We start from the raw sequence: 20,948 nt of genomic DNA on the forward strand, positions 1-20,948 counted from the left end.
ACTTACGAAGGACTTTATGTACAGCGTTGCGCACAGCAAATGAGCGGGTATTGCACCGGCCTGATGCTGCCCTTATCACGCAAAGCGTAAAACCCCTGGCCGATACGTTGACCCACTGCACGCCAGCTGCACGGCATCAAGCCCTACATCAATTTGTGGCCAAGAAAGAGCAATTCTGACACGACACAAAATGACGCATACCGAACAATAATGGCATTTATTCTTCACCCTCCCAACACACAAATCATGCGCGCATTCTCGAAGTCGAAACTCATGGCCCTCCGCCAGTGTCCCAAACGTTTGTAGCTGGAAGTTCATCGTCCGGACTTGCGCGAAGATTCGGCCGCAACCCAGGCAAGTTTTCAGGTCGGTTTTTAGGTTGGCGATATTGCCCAGCGCATTTATGACCCCGAGGGGCGTGGTGTCCTGATCAACTTGCAAAACGAAGGATTCAACCGTGCGTTTGAGCGTAGTGCGGAATAACTTCATTCAGCACAACCAATCTTTGAGGCAGGCTTCTCTTCTGCTGGCGCACTGGCCTTCGCCGATGTAATGCTGCCGGAACAAAAGGATGGCAAGCAGGTCTGGCGCATGATCGAAGTAAAATCCTCTACCAGCGTGAAAGACTATCACCGCGATGACGTGACAGTGCAGGCGTTTGTGGCTCAGTCAGCGGGCGTTCCACTGGAGGCCATTGCCTTGGCGCATATTGATAGCTCATGGATCTATCCAGGAAATGAGGATTACCAAGGGCTGCTAAAAGAAAATGATCTCACAGCCGAGGCGTTCTCTCGAACCGATGAAGTCAAAGGCTGGATTGCCCAAGCGCAAAGTATCGCCGCCGAGCCTTCAGAGCCTGCTATTGGAACTGGCGACCATTGCGGCACGCCCTTTGAATGCGGTTTTTACGACTATTGCAGTCGCGACGAGCCAAAGCCGGAACACCCAATCAATTGGCTGCCCCGCTTTTCCTCGACAAAGGAAAAAGAGCTCACCATAAAAGGTGTCTACGATCTAAAGGATGTACCAGACAACTTGCTCAACGACAAACAACAGCGGGTCAAAGATTACACCCTCGCCAATGAAGTGTTCTCGACGCTGCTGGTGCCGCAGCAGATTTGGCTGCGCATGATCTTCCCGCCTATTTTCTCGACTTTGAAACCATCCAGTTCGCCGTACCTATCTGGAAAGGTACCCGTTTGATGACCAGCAGAAACATTGCGAATCCGCTCGTCAGCACGTTGCTACGGGGCATGTGCCACATGGTGTGGCGAATGAGTAAATTTGCGTTTTTATCTTGACGGCTCTAAAGCAGTAACGGAAAAATAATCGAACATGGAGGTCGGCGATATGCGACACATTACGTTGTTGGTTCCAATATTTTCAAGCTGGTAAAAACGGATGTCAAATGCGATACATCTTGAAAGCTTTGGACGCTGCATTACAGTCCAAGGCATCCAAAGAGTCATCTGCGCCAAGCACAACGGCATTCACTTCATACAGCCACATCGGACGTTGCCTCAAGTCAGCTGCTTACTCGGTAAATAGTACAGGAACGCCAGCTATTGCAACCTTCAGGGCTAAAACCTCTCATGTGGCATTAAATAACGCCACAGCCTGGGCTGTAATTTAGCCATCGATATTCGCCCGATTCGGATTCGTTTCATGGCCAGCACCTGTAGCCCGACACTTTTACACATATGTGCGATTTGGCCGGGTTGCACCCCTTTGAGGGCAAAGCGCAGCCGTGTTTCGTTTTGCCAGCTGACCTTGATCGGGGGCAGTACTCGACCATTAAAATTGAGTCCGTGGTTGAGTTGCTTGAGCCCATCCGGGGGTAATTCACCAGCGATCTCCACAATATATTCTTGCTCAATCGTGGCCGCATCATCGATCAGCTTGCGCACCACTCGAAAATCTTGGGTGAATACTAACAAGCCGCTAGCATTTTTCTCTAACGGTGTGCCTTGCTTCAGTCGAGCAAAGTGTTGCTTGGTGATGTGAATACCTGATGGGTCGTCAGCCGCCCGCGTATCGGCGCAAATTAGTTGCTGCGTAGCGTTGGCATCCATGCCTGCGACAAACGATTGATTAAACAACATGGTCACTGGCGCAACCGGAATGAGACTAGCTTCAGGGTGGAGCTCAATTTTCTCCTGCTGCGATACCATGAACTGCGGTTTGTCCACCCCTTGTCCATCGACCATCACCCAACCACCTGCAATATAAAGTTCGGCGTCCCGGCGTGAACACGAGATTAATTCAACAAGGCGTTTTGAGAGACGAACGAGGTCTGCCATGACAAGTGCACACTGAAAAAAGGAATACCATTGTAAATGCTCAAGTCTAGCTATCACATGTAAAATACGAACATGGATGCAAATAAAAAATCAGAAAAAACTCCCAGTTTGGACGGTATCACCCTGGAAACTATTATTACAAAACTATCTGAAAACATGGGTTGGGAAGCTATGGGCACCGCTGTGCCAGTGCGGTGTTTCACTCACGATCCCAGCATAAAATCCAGCTTGAAATTTTTACGCAGAACGCCGTGGGCTCGCAAGAAGGTGGAACAGTTGTATTTACAACAAGTTCAAGCTGTTGTTTAAATATTATTCTGCACGCTTAACGGACAATTTTCGACACGAAGTGGGGTTGAACTGTTTGTAAGTAAGTTGAACTGTTTGTAAGTAGATGATCAAGATTTAGATGCCGCCGTAAACCAATACGGCTAAGTGAAATTAGCCATCATTATATTGTTGAGCGGGCAGACTGGCAGATAAGTTCACACATATCCTAACCAAATCAATAACAATCAGTGCGGCTCTTGTACGCTGACAATGCGAATCTTGCGCTCGGATGGGGGATAGTCCACGCCAGCAGCGCGAATTTTATCGATTATCGCCCGGTTGATCTCCGCTCCCACCGAGCCGTAATCAGTTGCCTTAACCCAAGGTTTGACAGCGATACCGATGGATGCGTCGGTAAGGTTCCTCACCCCAATGAATGCCGCAGGCTGTCCCAACACACGTGAATTAGCCTTAACCACTTCGGCGATTGCCGTGAGAGCTCGCTCAAGATCATCGGCTCGGGCGATGGCTACACTTAAATCCAGTTGCCGGATATGACCATAGTTGTGCAGGATCTCTCCGACAATTTTGCGGTTGGGCACTATAACCATTGAGCAATCCCCTTGGCGCAGCTTGGTGGAAAAAAGGTCGATTTCCTCGACTTGACCCTCGACGCCAACTATAGCGACATACTCTCCCACTCGAAACGGTTGGGTAAAGATAATCGTGAGTCCCGCCGCGAGATTGCCCAACACCCCTTGCATCGCGAGAGCAACTCCAGCCCCCGCCACACCCAATCCAGCGATCAGAGGCAGCAATTCAATGCCAAGATTTTGCAGCGCCATGATCAGGAAAAGACCTACCACCATCAGACGTACAAGACGCACCAGAAGTAATTGCACCGGTGGTTCGAGTTGAAGCTTACCAAGCCAGCGATTGAAGACTGCACCGACCCAGCGCCCTGCATAAAAGCCTACTACCAAAATGAGGATAGCAACAACGACCTTCGGTCCAAACTTGATGCCTAAGTCGATAAGTGTATTTTGCGCTTGTTCGATGACAGCGAGTTGATTCCGCATGGTTATTCCCGTTGGTTTAATTACATGGTTTTAGTAACCTGTGAATTACTAGGCTGTCTATGGGGTATCCCATGAGACAGTTTTGGATCTATAGAAGCACCACTTTTTTAAACGCCTATTTGAGACATTGATTACTGTGGTATCTGGTTGATCACCTTCATTAGTTGTGGCAGACCGGCCGAGCTTTTCGCTGTCAGTTTCTTCCCCTCTATTTTCTCTTGGCTCCAGTCCACCGCCTCTCCCGCACCCAATGATACCAAGGAGGCAATTGCAAATACCAGTACGCCGCGTTTTGTACCATTGTGTATGCCCTGCTCATCCAAAAAACGGCGAACATACCAAGCAACAATGAAAAACACGATAGTGGAGATTATCAGATTCCATATGGAAGGCAGCGAGAACATAATTTATTTTTAGGTTAGAACGTTATAGCGGCCGCACCGATAAAGATACAAAAGATTCAAACGGATAACCGGAGTCAATTCACAAATCGATTCACTGGCAAGGATAAATGCGCCACGGACAAGCATGTGTTACATGTCAGCTGCCGAGAGGTATATAGAGCTCGCCTATCGTCACCCGCCATCATTAAACCATAGCTAGAACTCTTCAACGGGCGGATCAGCGGCCTGATCAGGCAAACCCGCTCGCCTCAGCGACAGAGCCGGAGATAACTCTGGCTCTCCTATTTCAAATCTATAACCACCCTACTCCATAGCGTGCTTTGAATCACCGGACGCTCATCCAGGTCATTGCAAAAATGATAGACAAAAAACGGACCTACTTGTTAAGCGTGTTTATAAACACGTGTTTGACTTGATAGCTATCCACTCATCTGCTCGACGTTGCGCCTCTTCAATTGCGGATGGCGTCAAGTACGATTCCGCAATCTCTAGCCCATCTTTTGCATTCTCGTCCCCATCTACGCCAGCAATGCGGAACCATTTATATGCTTCAATAAAATCCTGTTTAACATCGTTGTCTGGTGAATATATGGATCCTAAATTCAATTTAGCCACCTTGAATTGTGCCGCCACATCTCCCTGTTCTGCTGCTTTACTCAACCAAAACATAGCTTGCTGGTAGTCCCGGGGGACACCTTCGCCATTTGCGTACATAAATCCCAAAGTATATTGTGCCTCCGCATCTCCTTGCTCTGCGGCTATTTGGAACCAAGTTGCGGCCTTCTGGTAGTCCTGTGTAACACCTCGGCCTTGCTCATACATAAGTCCTAAATTATTTTGTGCTAGTACGTGCCCTTGTTCTGCGGCCTTGGTCCACCAAGACACAGCCTGTTGCTCATCTTTTGTAATACCTTGCCCCCCCTCGCACATGAGTCCTAGATAGAATTGCGCCTCAGCGTGTCCTTGCTCTGCAATTTTCTTAAATAATTCTGCCGCTCTGGTGTAATCCTTCTTAGCGACAAACTTCATTCCCTCTTCAAAGTTTTCAGCTAAATCTGGATGTATTAGCGCTACCATATTACGCCTATCACTATTAACAGCTGCATAATTCTTCTCCTCTACAGTAGCGTACAAATTTTTAAAAACAAACACTTATCTTGTTTTAAACTGTATTATCCACCCGCACGCAGCTGCATGACGCTGCCCCATTCTTACTAAATTTACCTATCTTGCCGAACCTTCGCTTGCCCTCGCCTCACGTCGTTTAGTGTCCGATTATTAATCGGCTAACGCACCTTTATCATTATAAAACACAAAGTGTTCGAATTAGTCATGTCATCAGCTCAGTATTTTCCAATCCAGGAATTAAGTCTGAACAAAGAAATTTTAATCTGAGTTACTGAGCTTTATTCTGATTCGATCTAATTGATAGGTGCTTTTGCATTTTACCTTGTTGATTCTATTTCTTGAGTTTGGAACCGTTGCGAACTACCAAGTCAGTCGAATATTCAATTTGTATAATGCACCAATAATATTTCTGCAAAAACGTGTTCATTATCAGACAGCATGTTTAACGTGTCGATCCAGCATACGGTGAAAATTATCGGAGCGAAATTCATCTACAAGTTTTTGTGGCCGGGGCCGCAGGTGTACAGTAGCGTTTGACCAACGGTACGACGGCCAAACGATCGGCATGGGTTGATGTGCTCATAGTGCTCGTGGTCTGGCCTCCAGATTTTGAGAACTCAATCTGGGTACAGGTACTAAAAAATTGCTCGATATGCTCAATCGTACAAAGCCTGATTTTATTTAGGCTGATCACCATTTTTTCGATGATCAACCAACTTCTTCAATTCGACCTCAGTTTGGTTGCCTCAAGCTCATTCCTCTGTAAGAAAATATAGCTCTACGTTCAGGCTCATATCAATTTGAAAAAAGCTGTAGTTTGACCTTTTGTGTGTATTGGGGTAATCTGCTCGGCCTTTAGGAGAGATGGCCGAGTGGTCGAAGGTACTCCCCTGCTAAGGGAGCGTAGGGTTTATAGCCTTACCGAGGGTTCGAATCCCTCTCTCTCCGCCATGGCAATAATTTTAAAAAACAGTTTTGCGCCCGTAGCTCAGATGGATAGAGTACTTGGCTACGAACCAAGGGGTCGGGCGTTCGAATCGCTCCGGGCGCACCAGTAAATCAAGGAGCTAGGCCAAAAGCCTAGCTCCTTGATCTTTTCCTGTAATCAAAAACGTACCACTTTTTAGCAGATTTTCGGTCAAACAAAACAGTAGGCCTGCGATCTACCATTGGGCGAGATGCTCCCTGGACAGGTGCGCATACTTCTGCACCATTTCCGGTGTTGATCATCCGCCCAACTGCTTGCAATACATGCAGCGGGGTGCCTTCTTGAATATGCCAGCTTGCCCAAGTACCTGAGATCATACCAGCGGAAAATCTCGATGCCCGTCCGCTTTAATGCCTTGTACCATGCCTTGGTGCTCACCTGATTTACGGCTTTGCCGTTAAAAGTAAACACATGAGCCTGATGCTTGCCGATCTGTTTGTGCAGCACAGAAATCGCTGCGCTGGACAGGGAACGGGAATCGCTTTTCTGGCCTTGGCTTGTCGGAGTTTTGCGCACTAAATCCACCTGCGATCATTGCAGGCCAGTGACATTAGAACGCCGCAAACCCGTTTCGAGACTGAAGCGCACCATGTCAGCAAGATGCAAGGGCAATTCGGCAATCAGCCTGTCAGCTTCATCCCGCCGCTAGCGCACTCGCTTGATCGGTTCCGACAACATACGCACCACCGGGACAAGCACCAACCATTCCCATTCATTGCAGGCTTTCCGAAGAATTGCCCGGACGACTTCCTGAATACGATTGACCGTAAAGTTTGCGGCCCCTTCGGCTTGCTAACGTGCGATGCTCTTGCAAACCTGCTCATATCTTTTCCTTTCATTAAGTGTTGTGGGACAACACTCCGAAAGATAACTGTATGGGCTAACGCAAAGCCAATTTTCAACTGACACAGAACACCCCGAAAAACCACCGCTCGTTTCAACAGTAAAATTAATGCAGCACATTGATATTTGTCTACTGAAAATAGCATGTTTACATACTAATAGCGTGCTATATGTAGCATATTGACATACTAATAGCGTGTTATATTGCGCTACTTATTTAAATTTACACAATAGCGATAACCAATGAAACGATTGCCACTTTCTGTATTTACTGGGCTGCTGACTCTTGAACAGCGTGGACGGATTCATTTGAAAATGACGTTGCTGCTCATGGGCGGGGCGACTACACAGAAGCGGTCAAGTGGTATCGACTTGCAGCAGCGCAGGAAAATGCGTACGCGCAATCCAATCATTACAACGGTCAAGGTATTGCGAAGTACTATCTGCGCAATAAAAACACCTTGAAGGCACTAACTGACCGTTCGTCTCTACCGCTCTCCTTTGCGCAACAGCGGCTTTGGTTTCTGGATCAATTCGAACACGGCAGCGCGAACTACAACATCCCGTGCGCCTATCGCATTCGTGGTTCTCTGAACATCGGGGCTTTGCGCCATGCTCTTAACGAGGTCGTTCGCCGCCATGAAAGCCTGCGGACGACCTTTGCCATGCAGGGCGATGTACCTGTACAAGTAATTGTTCCTGACTTGAAACTTGCGATCCCCTTGCTCGAAGCAAATGATGAATCAATGCTGCAACCTGATCATGGCTGCAGCCAACCCAACCTTCGACCTGCAACAAGGGCCACTTCTCAACGCCCAGATCATCCGTCTAGCCCCTGAAGATCACGCCCTGCTCATTAATCAACACCCCATCATCTCCGATGGGTGGTCTATAGATATCTTTGTGCGAGAACTGAATCAGTTCTACGCCGCTTTCACCAAGGGTGAACCTTCGCCGCTTGCCGAACCCAGCTTGCAATACGCCGATTACGCCGTCTGGCAGCGTCAGTGGGGTGAAGCGCTGGTAAAGCAGCTTGACTACTGGAAACAAAAATTGGTCGCGACGCCCTTGTTGGAATTACCTACCGACCGCCACCGGCCACCTGTGCAGCGCTATCGGGGCGGAATCTTGAACTGGCATGTCGCCGCACCAATCACTACAAGGCTGAAACAATTGGCACAACAGGAACATGCAACCCTGTTCATGCTATTGATGGCGGCATTCCAAACCTTGATCTACCGTTACAGCGGCCAGGAAGATTTTACCGTAGGCAGTCCCGTCGCTGGCCGCAATCACTCCGAACTGGAGAAGATGATCGGCCTTTTCGTCAACACCATTGTGTTCCGCGCCGATTTAAGTGGTTCACCCACCTTTCTCCAGCTGCTGGCCCGTGTGCAAGAAACCTCTTTAGCAGCATTCAACCATCAAGATGTACCCTTCGAAAAACTGGTCGAAGAACTGCTGTCGACTCGAGACATGAGCCGCAACCCACTTTTCCAAGTGATGTTCACATTGCAGAACACACCCGCGTCGCAACTTGCCTTGAATGGCGCCGAGGTAGAACCAATTGAAATTCCCATAGAAACAGGGAAATTCGACCTCTCGCTGGCGGTCACGGAATCCAATCAGGGACTGGAGTGCACCTTCAACTACAACACCGATCTCTTTGATAAAACCACCATTGAACGAATGGCAGGACACTTGCAAAATCTGCTGCAGGAAGTGGTCGCCAATCCGCAACGGTCAGTCGCTGAATTACCCCTGATGACTGAAGATGAGAAGCAACAAATTCTGAAGCATGGGAATAACACTAACGTCGACTACCAAATCGACGCCACCATTCAGCAGCTAATCGAACAACAGGTTGATAAAACTCCAGATGCGATTGCTCTGGTCTTCAACGAGCATAAACTTACTTACTGTGAGTTGAACAAGCGGGCCAATCAATTGGCTTACTACCTGCGCAGCAAGGGCGTCGGGCCCGACGTGTTGGTGGGTATCTGCCTGGAGCGGTCGCTGGAATTGGTGATCGGCTTACTCGGTATCCTAAAGGCGGGCGGCGCCTACGTGCCGCTGGATCCGGGCTATCCGCAGGAACGTCTAGCCTTCATGATCGAGGATGCGCAAGCTCCGGTGCTACTCACGCAGCAGGGATTGCTCGGAAAATTGCTGTCATTCGACGGGGTTATCACTTGTTTGGATCAGGAACAGCAGACGATCGCGGCACAACCGCATACCAATCTACCCGCCCATGCCACGGTCGAAAACCTTGCCTACGTCATTTACACCTCGGGATCCACCGGCACGCCAAAGGGCGTGGCGATCGAACATAGAAGCGTCGTGACGTTCCTGCGCTGGACCGCAGAGGTGTTCTCGGACAAGGAACTGGCCGGGACTCTGTTCTCGACATCGGTCTGTTTCGATCTATCGGTCTTCGAGCTGTTCGCCCCCCTGAACCAGGGCGGGACGGTCATCGTGGCTGAAAATGCGCTTCAATTGCCTACGCTACCTGGCGCGCAGCAAATCACGTTGATTAACACCGTGCCCTCGGCGATAACCGAGCTGTTGCGGATGTGCGCGGTGCCGGCGACGGTACGGACGATCAATCTTGCCGGCGAGCCGTTGCCCAGATCACTCGCGCGAGATATCTACGAATTGCAGCATGTCGATAAGCTCTTCAATCTTTACGGCCCTACTGAGGACACGACCTATTCGACCTTCGCCCTTATCGCTCGAGGCGATGATGGTGCGCCGACCATCGGACGGCCAATTGCCAACAGCCAGACATATATCCTGGATAGGCATGGCGAACCGGTGCCTGAGGGAGTTCATGGGGAGCTTTATGTTGCGGGCGCGGGGCTGGCGCGCGGCTATTTAAACCGACCGGAGTTGACCTCAGAGAAATTTCTGCCTGATCCGTTCTCGGCGGTACCGGGCTCGCGAATGTATCGCACGGGAGATCTGGCCCGCTACCTGCCCAATGGAAACATTGAGTATCTGGGCCGCATCGACTTCCAGGTCAAACTTCGCGGCTTCCGCATCGAACTGGGCGAAATTGAATCCGTGCTGAGGCTACATCCTTTGGTGAAGAATGCAGTGGCCATCGTCCGTGAAGACACACCGGGTGACCAACGCCTTGCCACCTACGTCGTCCCCTCGAACAATGCAGTTAACACTTGTGAGTTGAAGAGCATGCTCAAGGCTAAATTGCCCGAATACATGGTGCCGGCCGACATTATCCTCATGCAAGAACTGCCGTTGACAATTAATGGAAAAATAGATCGAAAAGCCCTGCCTGCGCCTAGCGCCACATTGACGGATAGTGCCAGACTTAAATCGCGCAGCACACTGGAACTTCATCTAATTAAGATATGGGAAGATTTACTGAAACGCAAACCAATTGGCATCCAAGATAATTTTTTTGATCTTGGCGGGCACTCGCTGCTGGCTGCACAGCTATTCAACCTGATCGAGATACATTTCGGCCAAAAGTTGCCGCTAGATACTCTCTGGTTTGACGGCGCCACCATTGAGGTACTGGCACGTATCTTGACACAAGAACAGAAAACCGTTCTGTGGCCCGAACTGGTACAGATCAAGACAGGTGGTGGTTTGACGCCGCTGTTTTGCATTCACACCTTGGGCGGCCACCTCTTTCATTATTATGAAATGGCTCGTGTTCTGCCACCACAGTTACCGGTCTATGGGCTCCAGGCGCGTGGCGTTTACTGCAATCAGGTCGCCACGGGACAATATCCCCGACATCGCCAGCGATTGTATTAAGGCCATGCGCCAGCTCCAAGTTCACGGGCCCTACCGCATCGCTGGATTTTCAAGCGGTGGCATTGTTGCCTTTGAGATGGCGCAACAACTGCGTGCCGCTGGCGAAGAGGTCTCTTGCCTTGCGTTGCTGGACAGTTTCGCACCGGGTGTGAGGCTTAAGAGAAATTTTTGGAAAGGGCTTTATAAAATCCTTACTTTTCAAGACTTGCGGGGGTATCAAGAGCGGATTTACTATCTTTTTTTGCATACGCTCGGACTTCGCCGCTTGCGTAAGATGAAAACGATTGGAGAGACTCACCGCTGGGCACACTGGAGTTACAAGCATTCGCCTTATCCTGGCCGGATAGATTTATTTCTTGCAGCAGAATCAGAAAAACATGCCACTGACCCATTGCTGGGGTGGAGCAAAGTGGCAAAGGGCGACCTGGTAGTTCACTCTCTGCCAGGCACTCATGGCTTGATGGTCACCCCCCCTTGCGTTGACGTGCTGGCCGAAAAACTACAAGATATTCTAGACAGGACTTCCCATCATAAAAAATAATTCACTGGAAAAAAGCTGCTGTGCCACCTCAACTCCAGGCAGGCGAATTGCACATTTGGAAAATAGAACTCGATTACGACAATGGCCATTGGCAGCCGCTTATGGCCCTGCTCTCAGACGACGAACAGATCAAGGCTGATCGTTACCGGTTTGATAAACTTCGGCTCCGATATATTGCCGGTCGCGCCGCTCTGCGCAAACTGCTCGGCGGCTACATGGGCCGTGAGCCAGAAGCACTAATCTTCGACTACAACGATTACGGCAAACCTTCCTTGCAGAACATTGATAACGGGTTGTGCTTCAATGTTTCACACAGTGGAGAGACCATGCTAGCGGCTTTCGTGCTGAACAGCGAAGTTGGCATTGACATCGAAGCAATCCAACAAAATATCGACTACGTGGATATCTGCCAGCGCTGGTTCTCGGTGCAAGAGAACAACGCACTCCAGGATCTGCCGGAAGAGCAGCGCATTGCCGCATTTTTCCGTGCCTGGACACGCAAAGAGGCCTATATCAAGGCACGGGGAATAGGGCTTTCTTATTCATTGAATCGCTTCAGCGTATCCTTGGATGAAAGCAGCTCTGCGCTCCTTGAGCATCACGATTGCCCGCAAGAAATAAAATCATGGCAAATATACAATATCGAAGTATCGAGTGCCTATTCCGCCGCTGTCGCCATAGAAGCTGCGAGGTGGGACATCCGTCATTATAATTTTGAGCATCTTAGGAAAAGAGCCTGATAAGATGTCTCATCGTAGACTGGTATTACAGTTCATTCGCCACACATTGATGACCACACAGGTTTTAATACTGTCAGTTCAAGCATATTAACTCTGCGATCAGGCTGCCATTGTCGGAATGAAGCACTGTCCGATTCGACGCTACATTTCTCCTTCCGCAGTCTGTTCGAACAAATCAGAGAATTGTCCATCCATAAAGTGCAATTCTTCATTCCCGTAAAAACCGACATATAGATATTAATCATCAATATTGATGGCCGATTTTTGATTGGTGTTGGTTTCGATCCAATCGGCACGCACGTGAATCACGACACTTTGTTCCTCGTAGCGGGTGTAACCCCTGATCTGCTTTATCAGGCTGTCGTCGAGGAGGAAATCGGCTGCGAGCAGTAAAGCGCCTTCGCGGCTGACCAGATCACGGCTCAGTACCATGCCCGGCTTGAGAGAATTTGGACCTAACGCCCACTCCTTCTGCGCTTTATCGACGATTTCACTGTCATTCAGGCTGGCAAAGGCATCGAGCACCTGCGGATCGTAGCGTTTGCCCCGTGACTGCTGGAGGAAAGCGAGCGCCTCTACTGAAGTCAGACGTTTGGCACTGAAGCTTCCGATCTGCAAGCCGTCATAGTCGTTGGCAACGGCGAGGATGCGAGCACCCAGCGGAATATCCGTTGCGCTCAGACCATCGGGATAACCTTGGCCGTCGTAGCGCTCATGATGCGAGCGCAACAAGCGGGCGGCGCTGCGCAGGCTGTCGAGCGCCATTAGGGCTAACTCTCCCTTGATCGGGTGTTTCTTAAACAGAATGAACTCTTCTGTGTTCATTTGGCTTACCGACTTTGCGAGCAGGGCGTCGGGCATGCCAATCTTGCCGATGTCGTGGAGGAGACCGGCGAGCATCACGTCCTGCGTCGCAGTCCGATCCAGCCCTATTTTGACGGCGATGCGTCGGGCCAGGTCGGCGACACGACGCGAATGTCCCGAACGGGGTCCCTCAGTCACCTCAATCAGATTCGAGAAAACCTTGATCGAGGTCAGAAAACTGGTCTTCAGTTTCTCGTTGGCAGCAGCAAGCGCATCATGGGTCAAGCGCAGTTCAGCGGTGCGCTCTTCGACGCGAGCTTCGAGGCTGGCATTCAGCTCGCGCAGCTCCTCGTTCTGCCGTTGGGTCAAGGCCTCGAGACGTCGCTTGTCACGCTCCAGCTGCTTGTGTTCGAGCGCATGGCGCACGATCAGGCGCACATCCTGGTCGTCCCAAGGCTTGGAGATGTAGCGAAAAATCTGACCCTGGTTGATGGCCTCAATGGTCGAGGTGATATCGGCATGGCCTGTGAGCAGAATGCGTGAGGTGTCCGGCCAACGGCTACTTACCACCTCAAGAAAACGAGCTCCATCCATTTCCGGCATGCGCATATCGGAAATCACTAGGTCGACCTGCTCGCTCTCCAAAAGCTTTATTCCCGCATCACCGCTGATGGCTGTCAGTACACGGTAACCATCGTGGCGGAATAACCGGCGCAGGGCGGAAAGAATGTTCTGCTCGTCGTCGACGCACAACAGGGTCGCGCTCGCTCTGCTCGCGGCAGGCGGCAGCAAGATGCTTGTATCGCTCACGGTGTTTCCTCTTGGGTCGATTCATGGCTCTGCCGCTGCGGTAGAATGACACGAAAAGTCGTGCCTGTGCCCACCTTGCTTTCCACCTCTATGCTGCCGCCATGCTTTGTTACGATCCCGTAGGAGAGAGAGAGGCCTAAGCCAGTGCCCTTGCCGATTGGCTTGGTGGTGAAGAAAGGGTCGAAGATGCGCTTCAGATTTTCCGGCACGATACCGCTGCCAGTGTCAGCGACCTCAATCCAGACGTGTAGATCGTCGCAGCCGCTGCGCAATGTGATGATGCCGCGCTCCGCATCGGCGATTGCATGGGCGGCATTAACCAGGAGATTGAGGAACACCTGGTTGATCTCCGATGGCAGGCACTCGATCTCGGGTAATATGCCATATTCCTTGACCACTTTGGCTTTGTATTTAATCTCGTTGTTGACTACGTTGAGGGTCGAGTTTAGTCCTTGGTGCAGGTTGACCCACTTCCACTCCTGGCTGCTATTGACGTGAGAAAAATCTTTCAGATCCTGGACGATCTTACTTACGCGCGAGATACCTTCCTTAGACTCTGCCATAAGCAGCGGAATATCCATACGCAGAAAATCCAAATTAAGTTCCGCCTTGAGTCTCTGTAGTTCGGCGTGGGCCGCTGCGTCGATCATCAGCACATTCTCTGTACTGGCATAAGCGTCGAGAATTAAAAACAAGTCGTTCAGATAGGTCTCCAGCGCCCCAATATTGGAATGCACATAGCCAATCGGGTTATTGATCTCATGTGCGACGCCGGCAGCTAGCTGGCCAATCGAGGCCATTTTCTCGTTTTGCAGCAGATGCTCCTGCACCACGTTAAGACGGGCATTGAGTTCACTCAGCTGCATGTTGCGCCGCAACAAAACTGCTTCGGCCCGTTCTCGATTCCGCACGTCCGCTGCCAACCGAAGGTTCGCCTGCTCAAGTTCAGCGGTACGGCTTTGAACCAACTGCTCCAGGTCTCGGTGTGCATGATTCAGCTCCTCTTCAAAAAATTTTTGCTTGGTGATATCCCTAAACGTCGTAAGAGCGCCAACGATTTGCTTTTGTTCGTTTATCAGAGGGGCTGCGGTGCAACTCAACCAGAGACCATGCTCACCCAAAGAAGGATGGAATATATCGACATTGTAAGCGCCATCGGATAGCGGAAAACAGCGCGGATTGCTGTAATGTGACTCAACGATCTCAGCCTCGCTGACACCCTTCACCACCAGATCAGACAGCACCAGCCGCCGCTCTGTGTAGAAGGCACGCCAGTGATTGTTCGTGCCGACCATCTCGGCCGCACTGATGCCAGTGATCATCTCGCAGGCCTTATTCCAGTGCGTCACAACACAATTGGCGTCGATAACGAACTTCGGCATCGGATTAGCATTGACGATCTGGGCCAATACCTGCTGCGCATGCAGCTGCGCCACTTCGGCGCGCTTACTGTCGGTGATACCCGTAACGAGCACCGCCAGTTCCCCTGAGTGTTCGGTGTTGGCGGCACTGCGCTCAACCCCGATCTCGGTGTCACTCTTGGGAGTAATAGAATATTCTGAATGGGCATCCATCGCTTCGCCACGCTGGTGCGCCAGTTCGCGCGAGTCAGAGTGGGCGAGTTCCCAGTAATCCATGCTTAACAATTCATCATGCGTAAAATTGGTGAATTCGGTTACTGGATTTGCATGGATCAGCTTACTGCCACGATGCGGTATTACGGCAACGGTCTCGGACAACCCGCGGGACACTTGCTGGCTGCATTGCAGTTCCTCCTCCGTCTTTACTTGCGCAGTAATGTCAGTGCAGATCGCAACGTACTTATGGGGTTGCCCATTTTCACCCAACAAAGGCACGATTGTGGTCGATACCCAGTAAAATTCACCATTCTTGCGTCGGTTACGGATATTGCTTTGCCATACCTTTCCGGCACCGATAGTGAGCCACATGCCCTCGAAAAAATCCTTGAGATGGTAACCAGAATTGAGCATGCGGTGATCACGGCCGATGAGTTCCTCACGGGAAAAGCCACTGATCTTGGAAAACAATTCATTAGCATCGAGGATGGACCCGGCGGCATCGGTGACGCTGATGATGGCATGCTGGTCAAAGACAAACTTGTAATTCTCCAGTTCACGCTGCTGACTACTCGGCACAACGGCATCCAACCTATCCGGCTCTGTTTCCATGCTGTCGCCATCCCTTTCTGCTTTAGCTTAGCATCCACTCCGTCTCATCGCGCTGAGCATCTACCTCGCCCAACAGACGCTTGAATTCAACCCAGCCGATGCCTAACCTGTTCCAGGCGACGTCGGATAAGCACGGTACCAGATCTTCATTGCCCCCCGGAAATTCCAGCACATGCGCCATGACGTCGGCCAGATGTACCAGATCGACAAGGGAATTTGCGGGCATATCCATCGGGTTGTGATGGTTGGCGATCGCCACCGCTATCTCGGCGGGAAATTTCCAGCGCACAGCGAGTGCCGCACCGATCTGAGCATGGTCGAAACCCAAAACTGCTTGCTCTGCTTCAATGGGGTAGCAATCGTGCTCGGCACGGTATGCCATCACGCTACGATACTTCTCTGGAAAACGTGCCGCAAGGATAAGCCGGCCTACATCATGAAGCAGGCCAGCGGTGAAGGAATTTTCCATATTGGTACCAAGCTCGCGGGCCAACGCACGCGCGCAAAGTGCCGTCCCGGCGCTGTGCAGCCAGAAGGCACGTTGATCGTAGCCCGCCACTACCAAAGTCTGAAAGTGGGTCACTACGGCGGCTCCGGTGATCAGGGTGCGGGCAGCGCGTAACCCTAACACTGTCAAGGCATCCGGTATCGTTGCTACCTGTCTCTGCAGGCCGTAAAAAGAAGAATTGGCGACACGCAATAATTTAGCCGCCAGGGCCGGATCCCGCGCGATCCTGAAGGCAACTTGCCCAACATCCACTTCAGGGCGCTGCAGGTAGTCCATTAGATCCAGTACCACTTCAGGCAAGGCCGGCAGTCGATCTAGATCGGCCACCGCCATTTGCAGTGTGATCTCGCTCATTTGAATTTCTCCAGCCGGTAGTCAAGCACTGCGCGTCGCAGGGCCTGCATGGTTACATGCGAACCGGCTCGCCTGAACAAATGTTCTACCCGCTCGCTTAGCACTTCACGTTGCTCATTAAGCTCCGCAGCAGAACGCTCGCTCGACACCAGCACAACTATCTCGCTCACTCCACAACGACGCAAACTATCGATATGGGCAGTGTCGATTACCGTACCGAGCGGCAGCAGTATGTTGCTGCCGCTCATCACTTCTTCGCCCAGCACCATGCCGGGTAAAGTCTGCTCGAGCGGAATTATTTGGATCATTACTGGCTTGGTCAGACAACAAGCGGCAGGAGCACGAGCAGAGCACCGCGCGAGCGTGAGTGCTCACCCATGCTACTGCCGCGCAAACGATAGCGGATACCATTAATATCAATATCCGTTTCTGCCATCATGGACGAACCCAACGCCGCGAGGAGCGGCGCCGGTAGCGAGGCGTACATATCCCGCCCCAGAAGCAGCTTACCATCGCCGCAGATCACATCGGCAGCGGTGTTAGCCAAGACGACAATGAACTCATCGTCGATACCGATGATCGGCCAGGGTAGTTGCTGCAGCACTTCTTGCACGATGTTGAGCAAAGACTCGTCGCGCATCACCTGCAGATCCTTGTTCGCCAACATCTTCTGCAGCTGCTCGTTGACCACTGTCATTTGGCTGTTGGCCAACGCCAACCCTGTATGCAAACGACGGTTCTCGTCGGCCATTTCCTTATGACGGAAAGCTTCCTCGATGTTGGCACGAAGGATGTCGTCATCCCAGGGTTTGGACAGGAATTTGTAGATCGCCCCCTCATTGATCGCATCCGTCACCGCCTGTAGATCGGTGTAGCCGGAAAGTACCAAACGTACTGTATCTGGGTGTAGCGTTTTGACCCGGCGCAGAAATTCGACCCCGCTCATGCCGGGCATGAGCTGGTCGGAAATGATCACGTCGACTCGATGGCTGGCGAGCATTTCCAGCCCCTGCTCTGCGCTCATGGCAGTAAGAATATCGTAACCGTCGCGGCGCAACAGCCGCTTCAACGCAGAAAGAATATTTGCTTCGTCGTCGACCAAGAGCAGTGTCCGACTCGGCTTCAGGCCAGCCATCATCCGGCTGTCCAGCGATCGACCCTCGCGCAACAAAGCGGTCGCTTCCTCGACCGGCAGTGGACGGCTAAAATAATAGCCCTGAATCTCGTCGCAATGGTTGGCGATCAGAAGACCCAGCTGCCCCTCGGTCTCGACTCCCTCGGCCACCACATTAAGCTTCAGGTTATGCGCCAGAGTGATGATGGCGCGAGTTATCGAAACGTCATTCGGGTCGGCGATGATGTCCTGAACAAAGGCCTTATCCACCTTCAAACTGTCGATGGGAAAGCGCTTAAGATAGGCTAGGCTGGAATAACCGGTACCGAAATCGTCCACCGTAATCTTCACGCCGATCTCCTTGATCCGTTCCAGAACACCGATGACACCATCGACATCTTGCATCAACTGACTCTCGGTCAGCTCCAGCTCCAAGTGAATGGGCGCCAGCCCGCTCGTCGCTAGCGCCTGTCGCACCGTCTCGCACAGATCGGCAACATGAATCTGTCTCTCGGAGACATTAACCGCCATGCTCGGGGTACCCAATCCCTCATCGTGCCAACATCGCAACTGTGCGCAGGCAGTGGTTAGCACCCATTCGCCGACAGGAACGATCAAACCGGTTTCCTCCAACAACGGAATGAACTCGTCGGGTCCCACCAGCCCACGCACAGAATGCTGCCAACGCAACAACGCCTCAAAGCCTGTAATTTTTCCGGTGGTGCAACTCACTTTGGGCTGGTAATAGAGCAGGAATTCGCCATTGCTCAGCGCGTAGCGCAGGTCTGTTTCCAGCCGCATCTTGTCTTGCGCGTTCCGGTTCATCTCCATCGTAAAAAACTGATAAGTGTTGCGCCCCTGATTCTTGGCCCGATACATCGCTGTGTGGGCGTTGTGAATCAGAGACGCACTATCGTCGGCATCATCCGGGAACAAGGTAATGCCAACACTAGCCCAGACGAACAGCTCCTTGCCGTCAATCAGGTACGGCCCAGCGCAACTATCGATCACTTTACGCGCTACCATCGTCGCGTCCTCGCTACGGGCAATCTCCGGCAGGATGATGCAGAACTCATCCACGCCCAGACATCCAACTGTGCCAGTGTCATCCAAACATGCCGTGAGGCGGCGTGCAACTTCCTGCAGCAGACCGTCGCCGATACTGTGCCCTAGCGTGTCAATGACCATCTTGAAATTATCTAGACTGACTGACAATACCGCCAATAGCCACTTGTTGCGCCGTGCCGCCATCACCCCTTGATCCAGGCGGTCGTGAATCAGGGTGCGGTTGGGCAGTCCGGTGACAACGTCGTAGTAAGCCAGATAATTTAGCTGCTGCTCTTTTTTGATGTGATCAATCGCGAACGCGATGTCGCCAGTCAATTCGGTTAACAGCTTCATTTCTTCCTCATGGAAGAATTCGCTCTCGCTGGCGTATAGCGCGAACACGCCTACTACTTTATCCGAAACAATGAGCGGCAAAACAGCCATCGAGCGAACTTCTGATTCGGTGTATTTCTTATTGAACAAAACCCTGGAGTCGTTTTTCGAATCGTTGGACACGACGGACTTTTTCTCCCTTATCGTCAGCGCGAGCATGGTATTGGATGCAGTCTCACTGGATGATAATACGTCTTTGATAGCGGTCAGGAGAGCCTCGTCCTTGCCCGCAGAGGCAATAGGAACAATTTTCATTGTGCTCCGATCCACGAGGGCTATCATGGCCATGCGGAACCCGCCTACCTCGACCGCTATCCGGCAAGCCTCCCTGAATAGCTCGTCGCGTTCACGCACGCGCATGATGAGTGTGTTAATACCGCTAAGCATGGCATATACGCGGTTGAGATATATGATACTGGCTTGCGCTTTCTTGCGTTCAGTGATGTCTTCGCCGATGCTGGCCGTTCCGATCACGTCGCCGGCTCCCGACCGTAACACCGAATTGTTCCAGCGAATGAACCGACGCTCGCCGGAACGTGTGAGGATCTCGTTCTCGTGATGCCTTTCTTCGGACTGGTTGGCGAGGAGCGCCGCGAAAAAAGAATTTTTTAAATCGTTAATTTCTGGTGGTATGAAAAGCTCAAACCAGTTTTGCCCAATAACCTCCCCGAGTTGCCAATCGGTCAGGTGCAGTAAATACTCGTTGCAGTACGTAATCCTACCTTCGCAATCGAGCATCACTGAAACCAGCTCTACATTTCCCAGTAGGTCGCAAAAGCGACGCTCGCTTTCGCGCAGTTCCTGCGCGACCTTTTTTCGCTCCGTTATGTTCAAGTGCATAACCACGACGCCATTCGGATGATCATCAGCCAAGGGAGTTACCATCAACAGGAACCAGCACTGTTCTGTCGACGAATGACAGGAATATTCAAGCGAAAAGCTTTTAACTCCGCCACCCAGCACCGATCGAATCCCTGCGGCGGCCTGGTGCGCCTCAGATGCGCCCTCTCCCCGTGCGCTATCGCAAATCTCTAAGTAATTAACGCCGACCCCATGCCCTTGGCCCTGGATCGCATTCGTGCTGGCAAATCGCCGCCATGCCTCGTTCACCGATACGATGAGTCCTTGGGTATCAAGCAAAGCGATATGCGCGGGCAATGCGTTGAGAATGGCGGCCTCGCTGTGGCGCATGTGATCCTGGGCGCGCCGCAGCAAGAATGGCCGGCCATCATGACCCGCCACCGTATCCACCTGGCCTGCCGTTAGTTCCTCCAAGCGTTGCTCGGTGTGACGTAGAGTCTCAATTAACGCAGAAATTTTCTCACTCGAGTCTTCCAGAGATGGCGGGTCTTTGGGGTTCATGGCGCGACGACTTCCAGATTCAAAGCACGCAATACGATCTGGGTGTGATTGAGTGAACCTACGATTATTTGGACGGGGGACGGCGCCAGTTTGATCAGAGTCGGGGTCAGGAATACACCGTCTATCAGTGCACGCTTCGGTTCCCGAAACACATCTACGATTTCAATCTCGTGCCGATTCGTAAGGTGCGCCCGACAAAGTGCGGTAAGGTTGGCAATCGCCTGCGCGGAGTTCGGCGCATCACCTGCGACATACAGCCGGAATTTGAACATGGTTTGTGGGCTCATAGTA

20 protein-coding genes and 2 tRNA genes are annotated in these 20,948 nt (G+C 51.5%); 10 read left to right on the plus strand and 12 right to left on the minus strand.

All coding sequences use genetic code 11. The features are described from left to right. Positions 1 to 75: 75 nt before the first annotated feature. Positions 76 to 489, minus strand: coding sequence for a hypothetical protein (locus tag MKZ32_RS11245; protein ID WP_239797351.1), 414 nt, complete (start codon positions 487 to 489; stop codon positions 76 to 78). A gap of 63 nt (positions 490 to 552) precedes the next feature. On the opposite strand from MKZ32_RS11245, the gene MKZ32_RS11250 reads away from it, so the two are divergent. Beyond that, complete coding sequence (locus MKZ32_RS11250) at positions 553 to 1,203, plus strand: hypothetical protein (RefSeq protein ID WP_239797352.1); 651 nt, start codon at positions 553 to 555, stop codon at positions 1,201 to 1,203. Further along, a complete protein-coding gene (locus MKZ32_RS15735; RefSeq protein ID WP_420887766.1) occupies positions 1,184 to 1,282 on the plus strand; it encodes a 5'-nucleotidase in 99 nt (32 codons plus the stop codon). Before MKZ32_RS11250 ends, MKZ32_RS15735 begins: the two co-directional genes overlap by 20 nt. A gap of 298 nt (positions 1,283 to 1,580) precedes the next feature. On the opposite strand, the gene MKZ32_RS11255 is transcribed toward MKZ32_RS15735, so the two are convergent. Next, entirely contained in the window at positions 1,581 to 2,300 is a 720-nt protein-coding gene (locus MKZ32_RS11255) for an rRNA pseudouridine synthase (protein ID WP_239797353.1), read from the minus strand. Positions 2,301 to 2,372: 72 nt separating this feature from the next. On the opposite strand from MKZ32_RS11255, the gene MKZ32_RS11260 reads away from it, so the two are divergent. Next, positions 2,373 to 2,609 carry a VF530 family protein gene (locus MKZ32_RS11260; protein ID WP_239797354.1) on the plus strand — a complete coding sequence of 79 codons (237 nt, stop codon included), beginning with the start codon at positions 2,373 to 2,375 and terminating at the stop codon, positions 2,607 to 2,609. A 206-nt stretch (positions 2,610 to 2,815) separates the two neighbouring features. Here MKZ32_RS11260 and MKZ32_RS11265 read toward each other — a convergent pair whose 3' ends face one another. The 3 genes from MKZ32_RS11265 to MKZ32_RS11275 form a co-directional block, all read right to left on the minus strand. Beyond that, positions 2,816 to 3,649, minus strand: coding sequence for a mechanosensitive ion channel family protein (locus MKZ32_RS11265; protein WP_239797355.1), 834 nt, complete (start codon positions 3,647 to 3,649; stop codon positions 2,816 to 2,818). 131 nt (positions 3,650 to 3,780) lie between these two features. Then, a complete protein-coding gene (locus MKZ32_RS11270; protein ID WP_239797356.1) occupies positions 3,781 to 4,053 on the minus strand; it encodes a hypothetical protein in 273 nt (90 codons plus the stop codon). Between the two features lie 393 nt (positions 4,054 to 4,446). Beyond that, positions 4,447 to 5,205 (minus strand): tetratricopeptide repeat protein, encoded by a 759-nt coding sequence (locus MKZ32_RS11275; protein ID WP_239797357.1) that lies wholly within the window; start codon positions 5,203 to 5,205, stop codon positions 4,447 to 4,449. An 834-nt stretch (positions 5,206 to 6,039) separates the two neighbouring features. On the opposite strand from MKZ32_RS11275, the gene MKZ32_RS11280 reads away from it, so the two are divergent. Next, positions 6,040 to 6,132 (plus strand) — tRNA-Ser (locus tag MKZ32_RS11280). Between the two features lie 26 nt (positions 6,133 to 6,158). Then, positions 6,159 to 6,235, plus strand: a tRNA-Arg gene (locus tag MKZ32_RS11285). Between the two features lie 84 nt (positions 6,236 to 6,319). Here the strand turns inward: MKZ32_RS11285 and MKZ32_RS11290 are convergent. Beyond that, complete coding sequence (locus MKZ32_RS11290) at positions 6,320 to 6,685, minus strand: hypothetical protein (protein WP_239797358.1); 366 nt, start codon at positions 6,683 to 6,685, stop codon at positions 6,320 to 6,322. A gap of 570 nt (positions 6,686 to 7,255) precedes the next feature. Here MKZ32_RS11290 and MKZ32_RS11295 point away from each other — a divergent pair. Genes MKZ32_RS11295 through MKZ32_RS11315 form a run of 5 tightly spaced genes read left to right on the plus strand, consistent with a single transcriptional unit; the run spans position 7,256 to position 12,076 of the window. Beyond that, positions 7,256 to 7,477 carry a hypothetical protein gene (locus MKZ32_RS11295; protein WP_239797359.1) on the plus strand — a complete coding sequence of 74 codons (222 nt, stop codon included), beginning with the start codon at positions 7,256 to 7,258 and terminating at the stop codon, positions 7,475 to 7,477. Further along, positions 7,474 to 7,851 (plus strand): condensation domain-containing protein, encoded by a 378-nt coding sequence (locus tag MKZ32_RS15740; protein WP_420887731.1) that lies wholly within the window; start codon positions 7,474 to 7,476, stop codon positions 7,849 to 7,851. The genes MKZ32_RS11295 and MKZ32_RS15740 overlap by 4 nt, the downstream gene beginning before the upstream one ends. Further along, positions 7,748 to 10,795, plus strand: coding sequence for a non-ribosomal peptide synthetase (locus tag MKZ32_RS11305; protein ID WP_239797361.1), 3,048 nt, complete (start codon positions 7,748 to 7,750; stop codon positions 10,793 to 10,795). Before MKZ32_RS15740 ends, MKZ32_RS11305 begins: the two co-directional genes overlap by 104 nt. After that, a complete protein-coding gene (locus MKZ32_RS11310) occupies positions 10,716 to 11,336 on the plus strand; it encodes a thioesterase domain-containing protein (protein ID WP_239797362.1) in 621 nt (206 codons plus the stop codon). The genes MKZ32_RS11305 and MKZ32_RS11310 overlap by 80 nt, the downstream gene beginning before the upstream one ends. Before the next feature lie 20 nt (positions 11,337 to 11,356). Beyond that, positions 11,357 to 12,076, plus strand: coding sequence for a 4'-phosphopantetheinyl transferase family protein (locus MKZ32_RS11315; protein ID WP_239797363.1), 720 nt, complete (start codon positions 11,357 to 11,359; stop codon positions 12,074 to 12,076). 237 nt (positions 12,077 to 12,313) lie between these two features. Here MKZ32_RS11315 and nosR read toward each other — a convergent pair whose 3' ends face one another. Genes nosR through MKZ32_RS11345 form a run of 6 tightly spaced genes read right to left on the minus strand, consistent with a single transcriptional unit; the run spans position 12,314 to position 20,944 of the window. Then, the gene (gene nosR / locus MKZ32_RS11320; RefSeq protein WP_239797364.1) at positions 12,314 to 13,690 is read right to left on the minus strand and encodes a response regulator c-di-GMP phosphodiesterase, NosR family; all 1,377 of its coding nucleotides are present in this window, start codon (positions 13,688 to 13,690) and stop codon (positions 12,314 to 12,316) included. Further along, complete coding sequence (locus MKZ32_RS11325; RefSeq protein WP_239797365.1) at positions 13,687 to 15,879, minus strand: PAS domain S-box protein; 2,193 nt, start codon at positions 15,877 to 15,879, stop codon at positions 13,687 to 13,689. The genes nosR and MKZ32_RS11325 overlap by 4 nt, the downstream gene beginning before the upstream one ends. A 22-nt stretch (positions 15,880 to 15,901) precedes the next feature. Beyond that, a complete protein-coding gene (locus tag MKZ32_RS11330; RefSeq protein WP_239797366.1) occupies positions 15,902 to 16,741 on the minus strand; it encodes an HDOD domain-containing protein in 840 nt (279 codons plus the stop codon). Next, a complete protein-coding gene (locus MKZ32_RS11335) occupies positions 16,738 to 17,049 on the minus strand; it encodes a hypothetical protein (RefSeq protein WP_239797367.1) in 312 nt (103 codons plus the stop codon). The genes MKZ32_RS11330 and MKZ32_RS11335 overlap by 4 nt, the downstream gene beginning before the upstream one ends. 11 nt (positions 17,050 to 17,060) lie before the next feature. Continuing rightward, positions 17,061 to 20,657 (minus strand): EAL domain-containing protein, encoded by a 3,597-nt coding sequence (locus MKZ32_RS11340; protein WP_239797368.1) that lies wholly within the window; start codon positions 20,655 to 20,657, stop codon positions 17,061 to 17,063. Continuing rightward, complete coding sequence (locus MKZ32_RS11345) at positions 20,654 to 20,944, minus strand: circadian clock KaiB family protein (RefSeq protein ID WP_239797369.1); 291 nt, start codon at positions 20,942 to 20,944, stop codon at positions 20,654 to 20,656. Before MKZ32_RS11345 ends, MKZ32_RS11340 begins: the two co-directional genes overlap by 4 nt. Between the last annotated feature and the right edge of the window lie 4 nt (positions 20,945 to 20,948).

Source organism: Candidatus Nitrotoga arctica (assembly GCF_918378365.1).
GTDB classification, from domain to species: Bacteria; Pseudomonadota; Gammaproteobacteria; order Burkholderiales; family Gallionellaceae; genus Nitrotoga; species Nitrotoga arctica.

Excerpts from the sequence above, each read along its gene's own strand:
- MKZ32_RS11265 (WP_239797355.1), bottom strand. The coding sequence starts at position 3,649 with ATGCGGAATCAACTCGCTGTCATCGAACAAGCGCAAAATACACTTATC.
- MKZ32_RS11295 (WP_239797359.1), top strand. The coding sequence starts at position 7,256 with ATGAAACGATTGCCACTTTCTGTATTTACTGGGCTGCTGACTCTTGAA.
- MKZ32_RS11335 (WP_239797367.1), bottom strand. The coding sequence starts at position 17,049 with ATGATCCAAATAATTCCGCTCGAGCAGACTTTACCCGGCATGGTGCTG.
- MKZ32_RS11255 (WP_239797353.1), bottom strand. The coding sequence starts at position 2,300 with ATGGCAGACCTCGTTCGTCTCTCAAAACGCCTTGTTGAATTAATCTCG.
- MKZ32_RS11250 (WP_239797352.1), top strand. The coding sequence starts at position 553 with ATGCTGCCGGAACAAAAGGATGGCAAGCAGGTCTGGCGCATGATCGAA.
- MKZ32_RS11270 (WP_239797356.1), bottom strand. The coding sequence starts at position 4,053 with ATGTTCTCGCTGCCTTCCATATGGAATCTGATAATCTCCACTATCGTG.
- MKZ32_RS11345 (WP_239797369.1), bottom strand. The coding sequence starts at position 20,944 with ATGAGCCCACAAACCATGTTCAAATTCCGGCTGTATGTCGCAGGTGAT.
- MKZ32_RS11330 (WP_239797366.1), bottom strand. The coding sequence starts at position 16,741 with ATGAGCGAGATCACACTGCAAATGGCGGTGGCCGATCTAGATCGACTG.
- MKZ32_RS11325 (WP_239797365.1), bottom strand. The coding sequence starts at position 15,879 with ATGGAAACAGAGCCGGATAGGTTGGATGCCGTTGTGCCGAGTAGTCAG.
- MKZ32_RS11310 (WP_239797362.1), top strand. The coding sequence starts at position 10,716 with ATGGGCTCCAGGCGCGTGGCGTTTACTGCAATCAGGTCGCCACGGGAC.
- MKZ32_RS11305 (WP_239797361.1), top strand. The coding sequence starts at position 7,748 with ATGATGAATCAATGCTGCAACCTGATCATGGCTGCAGCCAACCCAACC.
- MKZ32_RS11260 (WP_239797354.1), top strand. The coding sequence starts at position 2,373 with ATGGATGCAAATAAAAAATCAGAAAAAACTCCCAGTTTGGACGGTATC.
- MKZ32_RS11245 (WP_239797351.1), bottom strand. The coding sequence starts at position 489 with ATGAAGTTATTCCGCACTACGCTCAAACGCACGGTTGAATCCTTCGTT.
- MKZ32_RS11340 (WP_239797368.1), bottom strand. The coding sequence starts at position 20,657 with ATGAACCCCAAAGACCCGCCATCTCTGGAAGACTCGAGTGAGAAAATT.